This window comes from Marinagarivorans algicola (assembly GCF_001292705.1).
In the GTDB taxonomy this organism is placed as follows: Bacteria; Pseudomonadota; Gammaproteobacteria; order Pseudomonadales; family Cellvibrionaceae; genus Marinagarivorans; species Marinagarivorans algicola.
Window position 1 is genome coordinate 1 of record NZ_LGAK01000067.1, and the last position, 18,879, is coordinate 18,879.

19 protein-coding genes and 1 pseudogene are annotated in these 18,879 nt (G+C 44.2%); 10 read left to right on the plus strand and 10 right to left on the minus strand.

The window, feature by feature from the left end:
* Nucleotides 1–160: 160 nt before the first annotated feature.
* A complete protein-coding gene (ilvY, locus tag AC438_RS15535) occupies nucleotides 161–1,078 on the minus strand; it encodes an HTH-type transcriptional activator IlvY (RefSeq protein WP_053982179.1) in 918 nt (305 codons plus the stop codon).
* 251 nt (nucleotides 1,079–1,329) lie between these two features.
* On the opposite strand from ilvY, the gene ilvC reads away from it, so the two are divergent.
* Complete coding sequence (gene ilvC, locus AC438_RS15540) at nucleotides 1,330–2,346, plus strand: ketol-acid reductoisomerase (RefSeq protein WP_053982180.1); 1,017 nt, start codon at nucleotides 1,330–1,332, stop codon at nucleotides 2,344–2,346.
* A gap of 131 nt (nucleotides 2,347–2,477) precedes the next feature.
* Here the strand turns inward: ilvC and AC438_RS15545 are convergent, their stop codons facing one another.
* The 3 genes from AC438_RS15545 to metX form a co-directional block, all read right to left on the minus strand.
* Nucleotides 2,478–4,346: an alpha/beta hydrolase family protein gene (locus AC438_RS15545; RefSeq protein WP_053982181.1), complete on the minus strand. Its 1,869-nt coding sequence runs from the start codon at nucleotides 4,344–4,346 to the stop codon at nucleotides 2,478–2,480.
* Between the two features lie 89 nt (nucleotides 4,347–4,435).
* Entirely contained in the window at nucleotides 4,436–5,029 is a 594-nt protein-coding gene (gene metW / locus AC438_RS15550; RefSeq protein WP_053982182.1) for a methionine biosynthesis protein MetW, read from the minus strand.
* Nucleotides 5,020–6,192, minus strand: coding sequence for a homoserine O-succinyltransferase MetX (gene metX, locus AC438_RS15555; protein ID WP_053982195.1), 1,173 nt, complete (start codon nucleotides 6,190–6,192; stop codon nucleotides 5,020–5,022). Before metX ends, metW begins: the two co-directional genes overlap by 10 nt.
* Before the next feature lie 315 nt (nucleotides 6,193–6,507).
* Between metX and AC438_RS15560 the strand changes: the two genes are divergently transcribed.
* Nucleotides 6,508–7,596: a tetratricopeptide repeat protein gene (locus tag AC438_RS15560; protein ID WP_156317115.1), complete on the plus strand. Its 1,089-nt coding sequence runs from the start codon at nucleotides 6,508–6,510 to the stop codon at nucleotides 7,594–7,596.
* A 178-nt stretch (nucleotides 7,597–7,774) separates the two neighbouring features.
* On the opposite strand, the gene AC438_RS15565 is transcribed toward AC438_RS15560, so the two are convergent.
* Nucleotides 7,775–9,631, minus strand: coding sequence for a DUF885 domain-containing protein (locus AC438_RS15565; RefSeq protein WP_053982184.1), 1,857 nt, complete (start codon nucleotides 9,629–9,631; stop codon nucleotides 7,775–7,777).
* Between the two features lie 891 nt (nucleotides 9,632–10,522).
* Here AC438_RS15565 and AC438_RS15570 point away from each other — a divergent pair.
* The 4 genes from AC438_RS15570 to AC438_RS15585 are packed head-to-tail and all read left to right on the plus strand — an operon-like array spanning nucleotide 10,523 to nucleotide 13,539.
* The gene (locus tag AC438_RS15570) at nucleotides 10,523–10,741 is read left to right on the plus strand and encodes a DUF4266 domain-containing protein (RefSeq protein WP_053982185.1); all 219 of its coding nucleotides are present in this window, start codon (nucleotides 10,523–10,525) and stop codon (nucleotides 10,739–10,741) included.
* Nucleotides 10,732–11,901: a DUF3570 domain-containing protein gene (locus tag AC438_RS15575; protein ID WP_053982186.1), complete on the plus strand. Its 1,170-nt coding sequence runs from the start codon at nucleotides 10,732–10,734 to the stop codon at nucleotides 11,899–11,901. The genes AC438_RS15570 and AC438_RS15575 overlap by 10 nt, the downstream gene beginning before the upstream one ends.
* Nucleotides 11,898–12,440 carry a TlpA family protein disulfide reductase gene (locus tag AC438_RS15580; RefSeq protein WP_053982187.1) on the plus strand — a complete coding sequence of 181 codons (543 nt, stop codon included), beginning with the start codon at nucleotides 11,898–11,900 and terminating at the stop codon, nucleotides 12,438–12,440. Before AC438_RS15575 ends, AC438_RS15580 begins: the two co-directional genes overlap by 4 nt.
* A 1-nt stretch (nucleotide 12,441) precedes the next feature.
* Entirely contained in the window at nucleotides 12,442–13,539 is a 1,098-nt protein-coding gene (locus AC438_RS15585) for an FAD:protein FMN transferase (RefSeq protein ID WP_162230767.1), read from the plus strand.
* A 135-nt stretch (nucleotides 13,540–13,674) separates the two neighbouring features.
* Here AC438_RS15585 and AC438_RS15590 read toward each other — a convergent pair whose 3' ends face one another.
* From AC438_RS15590 to AC438_RS15610, 5 genes are all read right to left on the minus strand, one after another.
* Nucleotides 13,675–13,929, minus strand: coding sequence for a MoaD/ThiS family protein (locus AC438_RS15590; RefSeq protein ID WP_053982189.1), 255 nt, complete (start codon nucleotides 13,927–13,929; stop codon nucleotides 13,675–13,677).
* Between the two features lie 64 nt (nucleotides 13,930–13,993).
* The gene (gene moaC, locus AC438_RS15595; RefSeq protein ID WP_053982190.1) at nucleotides 13,994–14,491 is read right to left on the minus strand and encodes a cyclic pyranopterin monophosphate synthase MoaC; all 498 of its coding nucleotides are present in this window, start codon (nucleotides 14,489–14,491) and stop codon (nucleotides 13,994–13,996) included.
* 5 nt (nucleotides 14,492–14,496) lie between these two features.
* Complete coding sequence (gene dapE / locus AC438_RS15600) at nucleotides 14,497–15,639, minus strand: succinyl-diaminopimelate desuccinylase (protein ID WP_053982191.1); 1,143 nt, start codon at nucleotides 15,637–15,639, stop codon at nucleotides 14,497–14,499.
* A gap of 214 nt (nucleotides 15,640–15,853) precedes the next feature.
* Nucleotides 15,854–16,885 carry a 2,3,4,5-tetrahydropyridine-2,6-dicarboxylate N-succinyltransferase gene (gene dapD, locus AC438_RS15605; protein WP_053982192.1) on the minus strand — a complete coding sequence of 344 codons (1,032 nt, stop codon included), beginning with the start codon at nucleotides 16,883–16,885 and terminating at the stop codon, nucleotides 15,854–15,856.
* Nucleotides 16,886–16,948: 63 nt separating this feature from the next.
* Nucleotides 16,949–17,305 (minus strand): Spx/MgsR family RNA polymerase-binding regulatory protein, encoded by a 357-nt coding sequence (locus AC438_RS15610; protein WP_053982193.1) that lies wholly within the window; start codon nucleotides 17,303–17,305, stop codon nucleotides 16,949–16,951.
* A 79-nt stretch (nucleotides 17,306–17,384) separates the two neighbouring features.
* Between AC438_RS15610 and AC438_RS15615 the strand changes: the two genes are divergently transcribed.
* From AC438_RS15615 to AC438_RS17265, 4 genes and pseudogenes are all read left to right on the plus strand, one after another.
* Nucleotides 17,385–17,876 carry an FAD-binding oxidoreductase gene (locus AC438_RS15615; protein ID WP_238376422.1) on the plus strand — a complete coding sequence of 164 codons (492 nt, stop codon included), beginning with the start codon at nucleotides 17,385–17,387 and terminating at the stop codon, nucleotides 17,874–17,876.
* A gap of 196 nt (nucleotides 17,877–18,072) precedes the next feature.
* A complete protein-coding gene (locus AC438_RS15620) occupies nucleotides 18,073–18,468 on the plus strand; it encodes a hypothetical protein (RefSeq protein ID WP_053982194.1) in 396 nt (131 codons plus the stop codon).
* 95 nt (nucleotides 18,469–18,563) lie between these two features.
* Nucleotides 18,564–18,680: pseudogene (gene tnpB, locus AC438_RS17450) on the plus strand (IS66 family insertion sequence element accessory protein TnpB); the annotation flags it as partial.
* Nucleotides 18,681–18,715: 35 nt separating this feature from the next.
* Nucleotides 18,716–18,879, plus strand: a 164-nt coding sequence (locus AC438_RS17265; protein ID WP_420798152.1) for an IS66 family transposase, incomplete at its 3' end; no start/stop codon positions are given.

Here is an 18,879-nt window from a genome sequence, read left to right on the forward strand (position 1 = left end):
ATAGTCTCACCGAACTGGAAATGTTCATTCATTTCCTAGCTACAATATTAACTGGCTATTTCGTCTTTAGGCTTGGCTCTAATAGAAGGCTGAAATGGCGAGATACAAATTAATCAACCTGTAGCATATGTGGATATCCGCCTGTTAAGTTCTCCGGTTTTTATTGACCACTACAATTTTTCGTGGGTGTTCGACTAGATGACAGCAGCTCCCAAAAGGCATGAATGACCGGGCTTTTGAGTCTCTTTTGTAAAACGCATACACCCACGTCATAAGCGGCGAGTTCGGGCTGGTAGTCAAGTTGCTGAACTTTATTGAGTAGCGGGCTATTGTCGAGCACAATCGCTGGTACCAAACCTACACCAAAGCCTAAGCTCACCATGCTAACAATGGCCTCATTGCCAGCGGCTTGTGCGTAAATAGTGGGTTGGATTTTGTGCTTGGTAAACCAGCTGTTAATGCGTTTGCGGGCAACACCTTGTTCCGACAAAATAAAAGGCACACCACTAAAAGCTTGCGCCAGTGCGCTTTTTTTGGTGCTGGCTGCAATAGGCCAAGGGTTATGCTGTGGAGTAATAAAAACTAAAGGTGAGCGTGCAATTTGCCTAAAGCATAAGTTACTGGGCAGGGCTGAGTCGTTGGCGGCAATAGCGATATCTTCGTGACCTTGGCGTACTCGCTCGATGGCAGCGGCAGGGTCGCCAGTGTGCACTCGAATCGCAATTTTGGGGTGAGCTTGCCGGAAGTTTGCCAAAATATCGTACAAAAAGCTATAACTGGCGGTCACCGAGCAATAAATGCTTAAACTGCCTTCTAGCTCTTCTTGTTGTTGCACGCTGTGGCTTAGGGTATTCCATTGCTGCAGTATTTGTCTTGCGACAAGTGCTAGCTTATGGCCTTGGCTGGTGAGTGCAACGCTTCGGTTGTCGCGCTCGACCAACTGCGTGCCTAGCTCTTCTTCGAGCTGTGCAATACTGCGGCTAAAGGTGGACGGGCTGACATGACAGCGCTCGGCGGCGCGGGCAAAATGCTGAGTTTGAGCCAAGACAATAAAGTGTTGAAGTTTTTCGCTATTCATTATATCCCATAATATGAAATGATAAGTTGCAAATATATCATTTTACGCGATCTATAAAAGCTCTTAAACTCATCGCACTTGAGAATAATTAAATTCTTTCTTAGACTCATTACACTTTAACGCGTTTATAGTGTTTGCTTGACTGAACTGGCAGCCTATTCAAAGAATAGACTGCACAGCTCTCTTGCACAACATTGCACACACTGACACTATTCACGCGTCCATTTAGCGCGACAATTTAGGAGCACGCCATGCAAGTTTATTATGATAAAGATTGTGATCTTTCGATTATCCAAAGCAAAAAGGTGGCTGTTATTGGCTACGGCTCGCAAGGCCATGCCCATGCGTGTAATCTTCAAGATTCGGGTGTTGATGTGACAGTGGGCTTGCGTGCAGGCTCTAGCAGTATCCCTAAGGCTGAGGCTCATGGCTTGAAAGTCGCTAGCGTAACAGAGGCTGTTAGTGCGGCTGATGTGGTAATGATTTTAACGCCCGATGAGTTTCAAAAAGAGCTCTATATTAATGAGATTGAACCTGTGATTAAATCAGGCGCTACATTGGCGTTTGCTCACGGTTTTGCGATCCATTACAACCAAGTGATACCGCGCAAAGACTTAGATGTGATCATGATTGCCCCTAAGGCGCCTGGCCACACTGTACGTAGTGAATTTGTTAAAGGTGCGGGTATTCCTGATCTTATCGCGGTTTATCAAGATGCTACCGGTAATGCTAAAAATTTAGCATTAGCTTATGCCAGTGGTATTGGCGGCGGTCGTACAGCAATTATCGAAACAACCTTTAAAGATGAAACTGAAACGGACTTATTTGGCGAGCAAGCGGTATTGTGTGGCGGCGCGGTAGAGTTGGTCAAAATGGGCTTTGAAACCTTAACCGAAGCTGGCTATGCCTCTGAGATGGCTTACTTTGAGTGCCTGCACGAACTTAAATTGATTGTTGATTTGATGTACGAAGGCGGTATCGCCAACATGAACTATTCGATCTCTAACAATGCAGAGTACGGTGAGTACGTGACGGGCCCAAAAGTGATTAATGAAGAGTCGCGTAAAGCGATGCGTCAAGCGCTTAAAGATATTCAAGAGGGTGAATATGCTAAGAAGTTTATTTTAGAGGGGCAAGCCAGCTACCCGAGCATGACTGCATGGCGTCGTAAAAATGCTGCTCACCCTATTGAAAAAATTGGCGGCCAATTGCGTGAAATGATGCCTTGGATTCAAGCGAATAAAATTATTGATAAAGATAAAAATTAATGGCTAACTTGCTATTTGATTTTTATTAGAACCTGACTCTGTCATATATTATTGGTATGGCAGAGTCAGGTTTTTTATGGATAATGATTTTAGGGTTTAATTTTTATTTTTCGGTGTTTATATTTCAGTGTTTATGGCGCTGAATTATGATGAAGGTGACGCTTTAAAAAAGTATCTATAGCCTCAAATTTTATCACTTCATCTTTAAGGCTGGAGCGCCAGTGCTCGCCGCTAGGTAAAAGAGTTAAGGTGCTATCTTTTTTGAGCTTTTTGAGCTTTTTGTGCATTTTTATTGAGTGCAGTGGTTTAACTACGCTATCGTTTTTGCTGTAAATAATAAGAAAAGGGTCTTCAATATTTTGAGCTAAGTGATAGGGTGAAATCTTATTCATATTCCATGATGTATTGATAACCTGTCGGTTATATTCATTATTTCTTAACGCATTGGCTGCAAATTTTTTCATATCTAAAACACCGTTAATACTGATGCCACATTGGTAAAGCGCTGGTGTGGTGGTGAGCCCCATGGCGGCAGCATAGCCACCATAGCTACTGCCGACGATACAAATTCTATTAGGATCTACATTTTTATTATTGATTAGCCAGGCAACACCATCACTGATATCGTCTTGCATTTTGAGACCCCATTGTTTAAATCCCGCTTGAAGGTGATCATAACCAAAGCCCGTAGATCCTCTAAATTGAGGTTGCAATACGGCATATCCGTTATAGGCAAAAAATTGTACATAGAGATTAAAGCCCCATCTATCGTTTCCCCAAGGTCCTCCATGGGGGAAAATAATGGCGGGCATTTTTGAGTCTTGAGTTTTACTTTTATGTTGCTTTAAGGGTTGTGTAAAGTAAGCGGGAATACGTAAACCATCGCGTGCGCTATAGTGTGTTTTTTGCATGGCTGCCCAAGCTTTATCTTGTAAATTGGGATATTGAGCAGCCAAAAAATCCAGTCTTTTTTCAGCCATATTGAGTATGAAAAACCGTGGCGGTGAAATATCGCTATATATTTTATAGGCTGCTATATCTAGCGTTGCGTTATTGGCTGCAGATTCTAGTAAAACACTATGATGGGGAAAGGCTTTTTCTACAGTTTTTTGTGCATGCTCGTAGGTTTTGTTCTCATATTTTCCGAGCCATTTTTCTGCTTTGATGTCGTAGGCATAAATGTTTTCGTCATTAATTTTTTCCGGATAGCCAATGGTTTCGCTGCTCATTAATAAAATATTGTCGCGAGCATAATCCAATCTTAGAGGCGTTAGCCTTTGCTGGCTTAAAAAGTTCTTTTTTTGCAGCAGTGTCCAACTAGATGTTGGTGTCTTTTTGATGTAAATACCAATATCGGTACCGCTACCTAAACCAAATTTACCTGCAATTTTAATGTTACCTTTACTATCACTTAAAAAATAGTGATATTCACCTCTGTTGGCTTCGATGAGTGTTTTTTCGCCGGTATAAACATTGACTTTATGCACCTGTGGTCGCATCCATTTACTGTCTATAGGGTCGAGTGTCATTAAAACATGTTGTGGATCGTCGGGTAGTAAATGAATGAGCTTAGGGTTATTCAGCGCATAACCATATTTATTTCTGCCCATTTTAAAGTAAACGGGGTTTAAGCCGTTGCGGTCAATACTAAAAGTTCTGATGTATTTAAAATTTCCTGCGCGGTTATGCTCTGCATGAATGATTAAAGCGACTAATAGTTTTTCATTGTTGACCCAGTGCATCCAGTAAAGTTGAGCGCCGTCTAGCGCTATAACACCGGGTGAGATGTTAGATTTTTTTGCTAGTGCCTTTGTAAATATCATAGGTTGCCCATCATAAAAGGCTTTATAGGCGACGCTTTGACCATCGGGGGATAAGATAATATTAGAAACTTGAGGGAGCTGTGCAAAGTCTTTTGGGTGTAAAGTGTTAGTTGGTGTGGCTTCGGCATATAAATGAAAGCTGACTATAAAAAGCAAGCCAGTAAGAAATATTTTCACTATTCAATCCTTGGTTATTTATTATGGTTAAGCATTGTAATCATGCATATTTTGATGTGGATATCGGATAGTAGTTAAACGGCAGGAGTTTAATACCCACGAATACGGTAAATAGCTGTTTCGCCAAATAAATTGGGCCTGAGTGGATGCAGCCATTTACCGGGGGCTTTTTCGGCGGCCACCTGCCTGTCAATGATGGTGTAATTGAGTTGCTTACACAGCACTTCAAAATCTTTGAATGTACAAAAATGAATATTGGGTGTGTTAAACCATTCAAAAGGGAGTAAATCAGAGACAGGCATTTTACCGCCTATAGCTAAGTGCCAGCGCGCTCGCCAATGACCGAAGTTGGGAAAGGTGACAATAGCTTCACGGCCGACACGCATCATTTCGGCTAAGACTTTGTCAGGGTAATGCATCGTTTGTAGTACTTGCGACATAATGACTGTATCAAAACTTTGGTCGGCAAAATTTTTTAACCCGTCATCTAGATTTTGCTCAATCACGTTAATACCTCGATTAACGCAACCCAGTATACCCGCTTCACTAATTTCCAAGCCGTAACCGGTAATGTGCTTAGTGTTTTTAAGGTGCTCTAATAATCTGCCATCACCGCAGCCTAAATCTAAAATGTGTGCGTTGGGTTTGACCCAGTTCTCGATAATTTTTTGATCTAGGCGCATGAGCTGATTACCTTTCGCATATAGCTTGAAAATAGGGCTTCATAGCGGGGTTGGCCGGGGACTAAAAACGCGTCGTGACCGTAGGGTGATGCTATGCGTGCATAAAAAACATTTTTATTGGCATGGAGTAAGGCGGTGGCAATTTCGTGTGAACGCTCAGGGGCAAAACGCCAGTCGCTGTCAAAGGCCATAACAGCAAAATTGCATTTCGCTTTTTTAAAGGCTTCGACTGGATTGTCGTTGTACTCGCGAGCCAAATCAAAATAATCGAGAGCGCGGGTCATTAAAATATAAGTGTTCGCATCAAAGGCTTTAGCAAATTTGCGCCCTTGATGACGTAAATAGCTTTCTATTTGGAATTCTACAGGTTCGTCGGTGCCTTGCTCGAAGGTGCCGGAGCGCAATTGGCGGCCAAATTTTTCGCCCATGCCATCATCGGATAAGTACGTAATATGGCCAATCATTCGCGCTACGCCCAAGCCCGATTCTGGTAGTGTGTTGTGCTTTAAATATTCACCGTTGGTATATTGGGGGTCGGCCATAATGGCTTGGCGTGCGGTTTGGTTAAAGGCTATGTTTTGCGCAGTGAGCTTCATTGCGCTTGCAATAACAACACAATGGCGCACCCGTGCTGGGTATTCGAGCGCCCAACGCATTGCTTGCATGCCTCCTAAGCTACCGCCTACAACGGCAGCCCACTGCTCAATACCTAAGTGGTCGGCAAGGCGTGCTTGGCTGTGCACCCAGTCGCGCACGCGTACAGGCGGAAAGCGACTGCCCCAAGGTTGATTATCTTCGGGGTTGAGGCTGGTGGGGCCTGTTGAGCCATCGCAGCCACCAAGATTATTCAGTGCCACCACATAAAGATGGTTGGTGTCTATTGCTTTACCTGGGCCGATGTAGGCATCCCACCAGCCAGGTTTATTATCGCCATCATAAAAGCCGGCAGCATGTTGATTCCCAGATAGGGCATGACAGATTAAAACGGCATTACTTTTGTCGCTATTTAAAAGGCCGTAGGTTTCTATCATTAATTCAAAGTTGTCGAGCGTACGGCCGCAGGCTAAGGTAAAGGGCTGATTAAAATGTATCAGCTCAGGTTTCACGATACCGACCGAATTCATAGGAACAGATGTGGGTGTTGTGGATGCTATTTCAGGCATATAGTGATCACTTAGCTCTAAGTAGTAACCTAATCGCGCCATAAGGTCTATCAATATGTGTGGCGTATTACGTATTAGCCTTAGGGGTTGTCAACGGGTGCCTAAGGATACTGATATCGACAAGGATACTGATATCGGCGCGCGCTGGCCAGTATTTCGCGAAGATTAAAGATAAATGATTGCCGCTCGGTAGGCCTAATCCTCGCGAATATGTGATAATAGCCATCTTATGGCAATATTGCCTTAGGATCCTGAGTGTACGGTATTTTAGTGTAACAATTTATAACGCTCTATTGAGTGATGGAATTAAATAGTATGAAGTATATTGGTTTATTAATGTTTGCGATGCTAGCGGCTTGTACTGCATCGGAAGATGAAAAGCAAAACCTCAAGGCATCGGCGCCGATGCTACCATCAAAGGATGCGCAGTTAGAGTGTGACGGCGATAAAGCGCCGTGCCCCAAGCTGAGTTCGCGCAGTCTTGATGAGCTAGAAGCGATTAATGATGAGTACTTTTACACAAAGCCTAAGGCGAGAGTCTTTCAGGCACCCTCTGCTGACGCTGATATGCAAGATAATCAAAACGGTAAGCAAGTTGGCGTTTACCGCCGCATGGCAGGTAAGTTATACGAAATCGCAGTTATAAACTCAATGAGCGAATCGGATGTTCAAGATTGCTGGTTGACAGTCGACGGTATAGGCCAATACAAGGGAAAACCCTTACTTAAAACCATTTGTCATTATAGTGGCACGGGTCATTTCTTTAAAGAGCAAGTCTATTTGATCGAAGGTAATGCATTAACTCCCATCGCCTACGATAGTGCAAAAATTCAATTACCTCATAAACTCTCAGGTGAGACGCGAGAGCAGCTTACAGTAAATAAGGAATCAATCACTTATACGAGTACAGCGATTGCTCGTTATTGTGATAACTGTAAAAAATCTTTCTCAGTACAGCTTGATATTAAAAAGACGGCATCAGGAGATCTGGCTTTCGTATATTTAAAAGATAGCTATAAACCCTTTTTCACAACAGAGTCAAACGTCGAAAACAAAAAAGGATTGGCGCTTTATCGTGCCAAAGATTATGCGGCAGCGGCTAAGCGATTTAGTAGCGCAACACAGTTAGATGTTGCCAATTACGAAGCTTTTGCCAATTTAGGTTTGGCGTATTTGAAAGATAATCAATTCGATGCATCTATTGCGGCCTCTATGCAGGCTTATCAAGGTGCGCCAGCACCGCAAAAGGCCAACGCAGCTTATAATATAGGTTTGGCTTACGAAAAGAAATCTGATGTAGAGTCTGCTCTTAAATACTACACGGATGCTAATCGTATCAAAACGACAGATGCCCGCCAAAAAGCTGTAGAAAGAATGCGCGGTATTGTAAAAGGCAAAGGTTAGTTTTTGAGTGATGGCTACCGCCAGGGTCAGTGATATTTATTTCACATCATTTTGGTGAAACCCTGCTAGCTTTAATGTGAGTCGCCTTGCCGGCTTATGTAAAAAGTACAGGTAATAAAAAAGGCACTTAATGTGCCTTTTTTATTACCTTGGCGTTTAGTCGTAGTTATTTATGACTTTATTTATGTGAATTCACATAATCGTCAAACATCAGCTTTTTGATAATAGGGACCGGTGCGCTGCCAAAACTTAAAAACTGATCATGAAAGTCTTTTAAATTAAATTTGTCACCTGTAGCCTTTTTAAGCTCTTCTCTTAATTGGTAGATCTCGGAGTAACCTGTAAAATAACTGGTTAACTGTACTTGTGATAATGTAGCTCTACGCCATTTGCCTTGTGCTTCAGCGGGTTCTTGAAAGGCTTGATTGACCATCATGTCTAATGCTTTATCTTCGGTTAAACCATTGACTTGAATGCTGTAATCTAAAATAGAATTCATGATTACGCGTAAATTCCATTTGTAGTACATTAACCAAAGTTCTGGCTCGTTATCGCCATAACCTTCTTCAAGCATCATGCGTTCTGTGTAAACCGCCCAGCCTTCAACCATTGCACCATTGCCAAAAATAGATTTGATTAAGCTCTTTGATTTATTGCTATGTACTAATTGCGTGTAATGTCCGGGTACGGCCTCATGAATATTAAGGATTTGTAATAGCCAATGGTTATACTCACGTAAATAGCTTTCTGCTTCGTCATCATTAAAGTTATCCAGTGGGGTGACGTTGTAATAAGTGTTGGCCGCCGCATCATAAGGTCCTGGTGCATTAATTGATGCACCAGCAAAGCCACGTTGATATTCTGGCGTCTCTCTGACCACTAAAGGTTTATCTTTATCCATGGTAATTAAATCATGCTGCAATACAAAGGCTTCTAGTTCCGGAATCTGTCTTCTTATGCTGTTAACAAATTCATCGCGTTTGACATGTTTAACAGAGATGTGATCAATAATTGCTTTAACCATTGTGAGTTTATTGGCAGGTTTTTTTGTGTCTTTAAAATATTTTGGCCATAGCGTGTCGGCTATTTTAATCATCTCTTGATGAACTCGTTCTTTTTCGCTGAGCGCTTTAGTAAATAATTCTTTTGCTGTGTAGCTAGAAAAAATATCATACTTGAATTTTTTTTCGTATAAATCTTTACCAATTCGAAAGTCTTTAGCTGTAGTGCTTTTTTCTAACGCGATAGCTTTTTGGTCTAGCCAATTAATATAGTGTTTAATCGCTGTCGAGCTTGTATTTAGGCGCTGTGTGAATAACTGCTTGTCTTTTTTTGGTAGGGTAGATTTAGCTATTTTTGAGGCAATACTATTTTCAAATAAAGCTAATGTGCCTTTGCTTTGTTGTACGGCTAGCAAGGTGTGTGTGAGTGTTGGATTGGTAAGGTTATTCTGCGCGGCCTGATAATATGCAGGTATATGATTCATGCGTTCAATAATTGTTTTCAGGCGCTCATTCAGGGGTTTGTACGGCGTGTTTAAAATGACGCCAAAAACACCAGCAACATTATACTGCGAAGGGTCCCATTGACCGTTTTTTAATTCTGTGGCAGACCAGATTTCTGATTCTAGTTGATTTTTTAAAATATAAAAATCACTGGCATTTTTTGCATTTAATGTATCGGGGTTAATGGTTGTTAATAATGCTAATTGTTTTTGGTGAAATGCAAGCTCTTTTTTCTGAGTTTTGATGTCGGGTATAGGTAAAAGGTTGTCATATTGATAAAATCCTGCATACACCGCATGGCCTGGATAGAGTTGCCAAAACTGATTAATAAACGATGCAGAAAACTTAGAAAATGCTTTGTCTGCAATGCTATCGGTTTGTGCTTGGGTATTTGCAGTGTGTGCTTTTACGGGTGCTTGTGTCTTGAGGTTAGAGGCTTGGCAGGCAGTCAACGCGCCTACTGTAACACTAAATGCGACGGTTATTGTGAGGGTTTTGAGTTTTATCTTTAAAGGTGTATCGAATGTCATGAGGTGCCTATATCGTAGTGATTTTTCACGACTATAATAATAAAGCTGAGTGATTACTAGTAAAAAACGTGAGTAGCTTTGCTGCTAGGCTTGTAGAATATATGTCTTGCCATATGTTATATTCAAACGCAACCGCAAGGCGACTCCATGCTCTTTGTGAAGGGGTTTTTCAAAAATCAAGAAGTATAAATTTTATCATTAGTGATTTTTTGTCTACCTAAGTGGGGTGGCTAATGATTATTGTGAGTCACGTTCAGTGTAATAATTGCTTTTATTCCCGTTCTGAATAGACTGTATATCGATGCATTGCCTAAAATAGCTATGATTTCGGATCGTGATTATGATTTTGGATTGTGATTATGACTTTGGCTCGTAATATAGGCGTAGGCTCTATACGGCTGCGCCTCATTTCCCCTATCTTATTTGCCGTCATGTATTTTGCTGCACGTCTAAAAATCACCTTGTTCTGCTGACTAGTATTCATTAGAATCATTTTATTTTTATTAACAGGTGTGGATTCAGGTGTGTGCTGATGAGTGTAGTGTCATCGGGTAGGTTTATTATTGGTGAATTGATATTGATGAATTGCATTGGGTCGCTACGAGAGCGCCTTATAGATGCTGTATTTTATGGCTGAGTTAGCTCGTTACCTTTGTTATTAATATACCTGAAGAGCCATCGAGTTAGTCAAGGATCATGGAGTTATTCAGTCCGGCCCCTACTTGATAGGAGTGCAAAGTCATCGATGGCTTGAGCAGCCCAGGCAATGATTTGCTCGTGTTAGTGGCCAACTGCGATATCGCTGAATAGTTGCAAAACAATATCATTAAAAAGTGGATGTTTGGCCCTACTGCTGCCTGCACTGCTACTTTTTGTAAAGGGGAATGACTCATGAAATATACCGGCGTCTGCACAATTTTGTGCTTGCTCTGTATCAGCTCTGGCTGTACATCGGTACGCTTTAACGAGCGAGAGCAGCTTTCGCGCAGCGATATGCAATTTGATGCTCCTGCGCTTTCTAGCGACCTGACCAATCAGATATACCAAGCGCGCGAAGGTGCCTCTGGTGTATTCTCTGGCGGCGGCGGTGGAGGCTGTGGATGTTATTAAGACAGGTATCGTTACCCGCCGGCTCTACTTCTGGGGTTTGCCTACTGATTTCATATTTATTGGTTGTCATGCTGCTTGGGCCGAAAGTCAATGCCGAACCAACGGCCGACGAGTTAGATGACCTCTTTGCTGTGCGCGGTATTATTTATGAGCAAAACGATGGTGCAGATGATAGTGGCGGCAACGTTTATATTGACGAAGATGCCAGTATACAAGAGGGTATCGTGTTATTGCGCAAGCGGGTTAACGACAGCCATGCTGTGCAGGCGAAGTTTACCGGTGTTATTGTCACCGCAGCCTCTTGGGATAATGCGCGCTTAAAGGCCGAGACTATTTCCGGTGCCACTACCGATGATCATGGCAGGTTGAGTTGGGATTTGGGTTGGCTATATAAAAATAGTCAAGGCTTCAGTGGTTCTATCCATGCTACTTATGGTACCGAATATACCTATCGTACCGAAGGGGTCAATATTGCCGTAGGACAAGTATTTGATGAAGGCTCCACGGCGCTAGGTTTTAAATTAACAGCTTACGATGATCGCGTACGCAATATTCGTTTTGATGGTCAAGAATTTGAGCAAGAAACGCGTGAAACTTACACCACCGATTTTTCGCTAATTCAGAGTATTAATGCCTACTCACATGTAAACTTGAGTTGGACGCATACCGAGCAAGAGGGTTTTTTGGCTACCTCCTATAATGCTGTTCGCGCGAATGCTACTTTTGATTACGAGCGTGTCCCTCAATCCCGTAGCCGCGATACATTATCTGTACGCTATAAACGGGCTTTAACACGTGATTCGTATCAGCTGGGTTACGGTCGCTATTGGGATAGCTGGGGTATTGATTCTGATGTACTAGAGGGGCGTTATTATTTTAACTTATACGACAATCGTTTGAGTATGCAAACCTCAGTGCGCTACTACAAGCAAAGCGCCGCTAACTTTTATGGTATAGATTTTGATCAGCCGCAATTATTGCAAACCTCTGATAGCGATTTGGGGCGTTTTACAGGCACGAGTGCGGGCGTGTTATTGGCTTTCTACAATCCTCAGCGTCTATGGGGTTTTCTTCATACATACGAGTTAGGTTTTAATTATTATCAGCGCGGTGATGGTTTGGATCTTTATTGGTTAACGTTTGGGTGGTCTTTCCGATGAAAAAATATTATTCAGTCGCGGTACTCGTACTCAGTGCTTACACTATGGCGACTCATGCAGCTACTGCCTCTGCTGATGAAAAGGCAGTGGTGGCTGCTCCCGATAGAGAAAATGCAGTTATTACTGGCAGTCTACAGGCCATACCCTATAAAAATATTGATGGTACGGTGCAGCAGCTAAATTTTTCACAACCTGGTGTACCCACGTTAGCTATATTTTGGGCTTCTTGGTGCCGCACTTGTTTAGCCGAAATTCCGCATATCAAAAAATTACAGCAGAGGTTTCCTAAGCTCAATATTGTAGGGGTGAATGTCAATAAAAACCCAGAAAAGGGGTTGAGCATTCAACAAAAATACACATTGAGCTACGCGTCAATCTCTGATCCTGATTTAGTGTTAGCGGATCGCTTTAATGTGCGCGGCACCCCGGGTTTTGTATTGCTGGGTGCAAATGGCGAACTAAAAGTTAAAACCCATCGCCTATCTAAAGGTTTACAAGCAACAATTGCGCAAACAATCGCAGCGCATGGCGAAGGTTGAAATGGGTTACTCGAGTTATTTGCGTATGACAGTTCATAAAATAAGACTGTGTCAAGCTTTTATACTGGTGGCCGTATTGTGTTTATGGCTGGCGGATGTGTTGGCGGCGGAGTTGACCCCTGTTAAATCAGTGTTACAGACTCAGCACCATACGACTGATATCGATAGTATGCTTCGTGCGCGCGTTACCCGTACGGTACCGATGATGTCTACCCGCGTAGAGTTTATTGTGGTTACCGAAGAGGCTGCAAAAGCAGAGGCGGCTATTGACTTGGCGATTGCTGAAATGGAGCGCATTATCTTGGTGATGTCGGAATGGCAAGCTGACTCTATGATTAGCGGCGTCAATCAAGCTGCTGGTAAGCGCCCCGTACACATCAGTGCTGAGCTTTTTGAGTTATTAACTGCAGCACAACAACTGAGCCAGCAAACGCAAGGCAAGTTTGATATTACCTTTGCGAGTGTGGGTAAACTGTGGGATTTTCGCAAAGCTCAAATACCGACACCAGCGCAAATTAATCGTGCTATTCGTCGTATTGACTACACTCGGCTAAAATTAGATCGCAAAAACATGACGGCTTTTATTACCCATCCGGGCACTCAGATAGGCTTGGGTGGTATTGCTAAAGGCTATGCTGTTGACCGTGCGAGTGACATTTTACGCCAGCAAGGCTTTGGGGAGTTCTCGGTTAATGCTGGTGGTGATTTATATGCCGAAGGGCAACATAAGAATGGCTTATGGCAAGTGGGTATTCAAAATCCACGTAATACCGATCAACTTATTGCGCTGTTACCTATCGCTAATAGCGCCGTGGCTACGAGCGGGGACTATGAGCGCTTTTTTATACATGATGGCAAGCGCTACAGTCATATCATCGATCCGCATACCGGTTACCCTGCCAATCACTGTCAAGCCGTTACGGTACTTGCCCCGCGCGCTTTTATGGCTGATGCAATAGCGACAGGCGTTTTTGTGCTGGGGGTGGAAAAGGGTTTGGCATTGGTCAATCGATTGGCAGGCGTTGAGGCTGTTGTGATCGATGCGCAAGGCAAGATGCATGTGTCTACAGGCTTACCAATTTTGGACCCTAGTGAATAAAGGCCCAGCTTTTCTCTATCACGTTGACACCTCTTTATTGAGAGTGGACCCGCTCACGACAATATTACAAGCCTTTGTACTTGAGCCGGTGAAATTTATCAATTGAGCTCAATAGTGATAAATAACTTTGATGTTTTATCCGCCGGTCACCGGCGGAAAAAATGCAACCTCATCATGGTTGTTTAACATAAACTCTGGCTGGCCGATTATTTCATGGTTAACCGCGCACAAAATACGGTCATCATTTAATGCTTGCCATTTTGTATCGCGGTGAATCAGGTTGCTTTTGAGGCTGCTTAGCGTGCTACCGGGAGGCAGTTGTATTAGGGCCTCACGGGTATCGAGCGCTTCGCTTAATGAGGCGAAAAGGCAGAGTTTTATGGTGATCATATTTTATGTCCTTCAAATTAGCGCTTTAATCATGGAGACCGGCGATCATTGTCAACCGTTGCTGTTAGGTTATCCCGTCGTCACGGGTCCAGTCGCCACTGCGCCCGCCACTTTTGGCGAGTAGTGTTGTACCCTCGATCACCATGGTTTTATCAACTGCTTTACACATATCGTATAAGGTGAGTGCGGCAATACTCGCAGCGGTGAGCGCTTCCATTTCTACACCGGTTTTGCCTGCGAGTTGGCAAGTCGCTTCTATGCGGACACGGTTGTGCGTGGCTTCGGTGGTTAAGTCGACGGCAATTTTAGTTAGCATGAGTGGGTGGCATAAAGGTATAAGCTGGCTGGTTTGTTTGGCCGCTTGAATGCCGGCAATGCGAGCAACGGCAAAGACGTCGCCTTTTTTATGATGGCCATGGCTAATCATGTGCAAGGTGGCCGGTTGCATAACAACGTGAGCGACAGCCGTGGCGCTGCGCTCGGTAATGGCTTTTTGACCAACATCCACCATGTGGGCTTCGCCGGCGTTATTGAGGTGCGTTAGGGTTTGCTCTTGGCTCATGGGTTTTAAGGCGCTATGAATAAGCGCTCCATCATATTTTGGTAAATTAGGCTGAGCTTGTCGAGATCAGAGGCGCAGACATGCTCGTTGACCTGATGAATTGTGGCGTTCAAGGGGCCTAGTTCAACCACTTGCGCACCTGTGGGCGCAATAAAGCGGCCGTCGGATGTGCCGCCGGAGGTTGATAGCTCGGTCTCATAGCCAGTCACATGCCGAATGGCACCAGCGGCGGCTTCGACCAATTTGCCTTCTGCGGTTAAAAATGGATTACCCGAGAGCTTCCAAGTTAAGTCATAGTCGAGATTGTGTGCGTCCAATATCGCTTCGGTGCGTGCGCGTAATTGCTGCTCAGTCACTTCTGTCGAAAAGCGAAAGTTAAAAATAATGTTGGCTTGACCAGGAATAACATTAGTCGCTCCCGTGCCGCTGTTAAAGTTTGAGACTTGGAAGGTGGTGGCTGGGAAGTGGTCATTGCCGTTATCCCATACTTCACTGGTGAGTTGTGCAATAGCGGGCGCAACTAAATGAATGGGGTTTTGAGCTAAGTGTGGATAGGCTACGTGACCTTGCTTGCCTTTTACGGTGAGCTCTGCGCCCAGCGAGCCGCGACGGCCATTTTTAATGATGTCGCCAACCTTATGTGTACTTGAAGGTTCGCCAACTAGACACCACGTCATTTTTTCGTTGCGGGCTTCTAGCCATTCAATCACTTTGACTGTGCCATTTGCCGCAGGGCCCTCTTCGTCGCTAGTAATTAAAAAGGCAATGCGACCAGAGTGGTCGGGGTATTCATTCACAAAGTTTTCGCAGGCGGTAATCATGGCTGCAAGGCTGCCTTTCATGTCGGCGGCGCCGCGACCATGCAAAATATCATTTTCAACAATAGGGTTGAAAGGCGGGTGCTTCCATTGTGCAACTGGGCCTGTAGGTACTACATCGGTATGCCCTGCATAAGCCAATAACGGGCCTTCGGTACCGCGCACTGCCCAAAAATTATCGACTTCACCAAAGCGTAAGCGCTCAGCTTTAAAGCCGATTTTTTCGAGTCTAGCGATCATTATTTCTTGGCAGTTGGCGTCTTCTGGTGTTACCGAAGGTTGAGCAATAAGGTCGCAGGCAAGTTGAATGGTCGGGCTTAAGTGAGTCATGAAATACGTCTTTTCCGTCAATAAGTAATGTGGTGGGAGTGTGGTTGGGTTCATGCTGCTTTATAGGGGCAATGTACACGATGGCACGGCAAGGTTAGAGTACAAAACCGCTACCTTGGTGCAAGGCATTGATCTTTTGCCTGAGTGCAAGGCCGCTGCCCATAGTGAAAGGTACGGCAAGGCGCTTACTAAGCGCCCGTCCTGTTTTGGCAGGCTAGTTATGTGAGTGGAGCTCTTCGTTAAGAGCGATAGCCGTTTTATTGGTTTTGCACTCAACTGTACCAGTTAATGAATTGCGACGAAAGAGCAAGTCGGGTTTGCCTGCGAGGTCGCGAGCTTTGATGTTTTCGACTAATTGATTACTGTCATCGAGCAAAGCCACTTTGGTACCGGCCGTTATATACAAACCCGACTCTACGGTGCAGCGATCACCTAATGGAATACCAATACCGGCATTGGCGCCAATAAGGCTTTCTTTACCGACAGAAATAATGATATTGCCGCCACCAGAAAGCGTCCCCATCGTTGAGCAGCCCCCACCTAAGTCACTGCCTTCACCCACTATAACACCGGCAGAAATGCGACCTTCAACCATGCTCACGCCTAAAGTACCGGCATTAAAGTTAACAAAACCTTCATGCATAACTGTAGTGCCTTCGCCAATATGAGCGCCTAAGCGCACGCGCGAAGTTGAAGCAATACGCACACCCGTTGGGACTACGTAGTCAGTCATTTTAGGGAATTTATCGACGCTCTCAACACTGAGGACTTCACCGCTGAGACGTGCGGCTAACTGCCTGGCCGGTAGTTCGGTTAAGTCGATAGGGCCTTGATTGGTCCATGCGACATTGGGGAGTGAACCAAAAATACCTTCTAAGGCTGTTTCGTGAGGTTTGACTAAGCGGTGACTTAAAAGGTGTAGCTTAAGATAGGCTTCGGGTACAGTTTTTGGGCCGCTGTCTTGGCTTAACACAACGGCGCAAATAGGTGCTTTAGTCTCGATAAGCTGGCGAGCCAAAGCCGCTTGTTGAGGGTCAATCGCTTCTAGAGTGTTGGCTAATTGGGTCAGCTGTTGCGTATTGGGGACATAGGTACCTTGCTCTGCGGTGACGCCAAGCACACTAACAAAAGCCTCGGCAAGGTCGGTTGTGGGGTTGATCAAGGGTAGAGCAAAAAAAGTATCTAGCCAGTCACCATGATTATTGTGATGGCCAATACCTAAACCGAGGGCGTAAACTTGTATCATTAGTCATTCCTAAAACGTTCAATTTATCAATAAAGGGTGATGCAATAAAGCCTCGAGTGTACGTTATTGGCTGTCGAGATTAAAAATAGCCTGATACTGTGTATCGCTAAATCCAACAGCGATCGTCTCTTTATGCTCTAATAAGGGGCGCTTAATGAGTGTAGGATTGGCTAGGGCGATGGCTAGACCTTGTGGCTGGAGTACACGCGCTTGATCTTCGGGTGAGAGTTGCTTCCAGGTGGTGCTGCGTTTATTAATTAAGGTATCGGCACCTAATGCTTCACGCCATTGTTCTAAATGAGTGAGCGTGAGGCCACATGTTTTCACGTCAAAAAAATCATATTCTATATTGTGATCTTTAAGCCAAGATACGGCCTTTTTTACGGAGTCACAGTTTTTTATGCCATATACACGGGTCATACTAGGTCTCGCCACTTTTTTGTTGAATATCACGTTATTGTAAGGTTATCGCAATTGATCATAGCAATCGGATAAAAATATGAAAATGCTACAATCATACCATATGGCTCGGCTAATTGGCTTGACATTCTGGTTAGGTTGCCCTGTTGTGGCTTATAGTTCAGGCCTTTTGGCCGAGCCTTTGCCTATGATGACACCAACTGACTCTTTGAAGCCTTTCGAAACAGATGGTTGCTCGCTATTTCCTGATGGAGTACTTTGGGATACTACCCTGTGGCGCGAGTGCTGTGTGGCGCATGACATGGCTTATTGGAAAGGTGGCGATTATTGGGAGAGGCTGGCCGCAGATGAAGCGTTGTGGTCTTGTGTTGAGCAGGTGGGTGAGCCGGCGATTGGTGTTGTGATGTTGCTGGGAGTTCGAGTGGGGGGCTCTCCTTTTTGGCCTACACCCTTTAAGTGGGGCTATGGTTGGCTATCGTGGCGCGGTTATAAAGCTTTAACATTAAGTGAGCTAAAGCGTGTTGAAGAGCAGCTGATTGAGCAGCAATTATTAAGGCCTGATCATGATTAAATTTCGGTTATGTAGTCTTAGGTGAAATATTCAAACCCAGCGACGCAATGATACACCGAGCCCAGTAGCATGGCGTACACCAAAGATATACCATGGGTATGTGAGCGATGTTATTGTTGCGTTATCATGTGAAAAATACGGCAATGCGCCTATCTTATCGCATACACTAAAAGTCATACTTACAAGGGGATAAATCATGTGGATGATCTTTAAGGGCTCCGTTACGAGCTTTTTTGCGGGGTGGATGGTCTCGATGATGGTTGGTTGCGCGTCCAGTCCTATCGCGGGTAAATGGCAATACAGTGAGGGTAATACCGTTATTGGATTAGATATTCAAGGAAAAGAGACGTGTGAGTTATCGTTATTGCGATTCGTGAGTAGCGATTTGAAGCGTAAATGTCGGTACGAGCGAAATACATTGCACGTCAAGCAAGATGCTCAGAGCCCTATTGAGCACTACTTGATCTATTTACATGACGAGCAGGGTCGCTGCGATGCGTTTGCAGACTTCGAGTTTACACACGACACCCATGCTAACCTGATTACTTTTCTGGTCGGAGAAGCGCCTTTTTACATGCAAAAGCAACCCTAAGTACTCAGTAACAATTGCAGTGCTAGGCCTTAATCGCGCTGACCTTAATCGTACTGTAATTATTCCAAGATACCGAAACTTGGCGCACATCTTATCTGTATCTCACTCATGTTGACTTTCGTAAATCGATTAAAGGATTGACCTTGACTGTGGAGCAGGAGTTGGGGCTAGACCCTTTCAATACAAGTCTTCACTTATTTTCAAATCGCATGCGGGAAAATGTGGCGATACGTTTGAAATCAGTGATATGTGGGTGTATTGCACCGGAGCCGACTCACCAAACACTCCCAGTCCGCACAAAAACATCGTCATTTACGACTACCACCCCAGTCGGGCTGCATCGTGCCCGAAAGGTTTTTTAGGTCATTACCCCAGTTATCTCCAGGTTGATGGTTATGCGGGTTATGAAGA

Excerpts from the sequence above, each read along its gene's own strand:
- AC438_RS15575 (WP_053982186.1), top strand. The coding sequence starts at position 10,732 with ATGTTATTAAGACAGGTATCGTTACCCGCCGGCTCTACTTCTGGGGTT.
- dapE (WP_053982191.1), bottom strand. The coding sequence starts at position 15,639 with ATGACTCACTTAAGCCCGACCATTCAACTTGCCTGCGACCTTATTGCT.
- moaC (WP_053982190.1), bottom strand. The coding sequence starts at position 14,491 with ATGAGCCAAGAGCAAACCCTAACGCACCTCAATAACGCCGGCGAAGCC.
- AC438_RS15570 (WP_053982185.1), top strand. The coding sequence starts at position 10,523 with ATGAAATATACCGGCGTCTGCACAATTTTGTGCTTGCTCTGTATCAGC.
- AC438_RS15580 (WP_053982187.1), top strand. The coding sequence starts at position 11,898 with ATGAAAAAATATTATTCAGTCGCGGTACTCGTACTCAGTGCTTACACT.
- AC438_RS15615 (WP_238376422.1), top strand. The coding sequence starts at position 17,385 with ATGAAAATGCTACAATCATACCATATGGCTCGGCTAATTGGCTTGACA.
- AC438_RS15565 (WP_053982184.1), bottom strand. The coding sequence starts at position 9,631 with ATGACATTCGATACACCTTTAAAGATAAAACTCAAAACCCTCACAATA.
- AC438_RS15560 (WP_156317115.1), top strand. The coding sequence starts at position 6,508 with ATGAAGTATATTGGTTTATTAATGTTTGCGATGCTAGCGGCTTGTACT.
- dapD (WP_053982192.1), bottom strand. The coding sequence starts at position 16,885 with ATGATACAAGTTTACGCCCTCGGTTTAGGTATTGGCCATCACAATAAT.
- ilvC (WP_053982180.1), top strand. The coding sequence starts at position 1,330 with ATGCAAGTTTATTATGATAAAGATTGTGATCTTTCGATTATCCAAAGC.
- metX (WP_053982195.1), bottom strand. The coding sequence starts at position 6,192 with ATGCCTGAAATAGCATCCACAACACCCACATCTGTTCCTATGAATTCG.
- AC438_RS15610 (WP_053982193.1), bottom strand. The coding sequence starts at position 17,305 with ATGACCCGTGTATATGGCATAAAAAACTGTGACTCCGTAAAAAAGGCC.
- metW (WP_053982182.1), bottom strand. The coding sequence starts at position 5,029 with ATGCGCCTAGATCAAAAAATTATCGAGAACTGGGTCAAACCCAACGCA.
- AC438_RS15590 (WP_053982189.1), bottom strand. The coding sequence starts at position 13,929 with ATGATCACCATAAAACTCTGCCTTTTCGCCTCATTAAGCGAAGCGCTC.
- AC438_RS15620 (WP_053982194.1), top strand. The coding sequence starts at position 18,073 with ATGTGGATGATCTTTAAGGGCTCCGTTACGAGCTTTTTTGCGGGGTGG.
- ilvY (WP_053982179.1), bottom strand. The coding sequence starts at position 1,078 with ATGAATAGCGAAAAACTTCAACACTTTATTGTCTTGGCTCAAACTCAG.
- AC438_RS15585 (WP_162230767.1), top strand. The coding sequence starts at position 12,442 with ATGGGTTACTCGAGTTATTTGCGTATGACAGTTCATAAAATAAGACTG.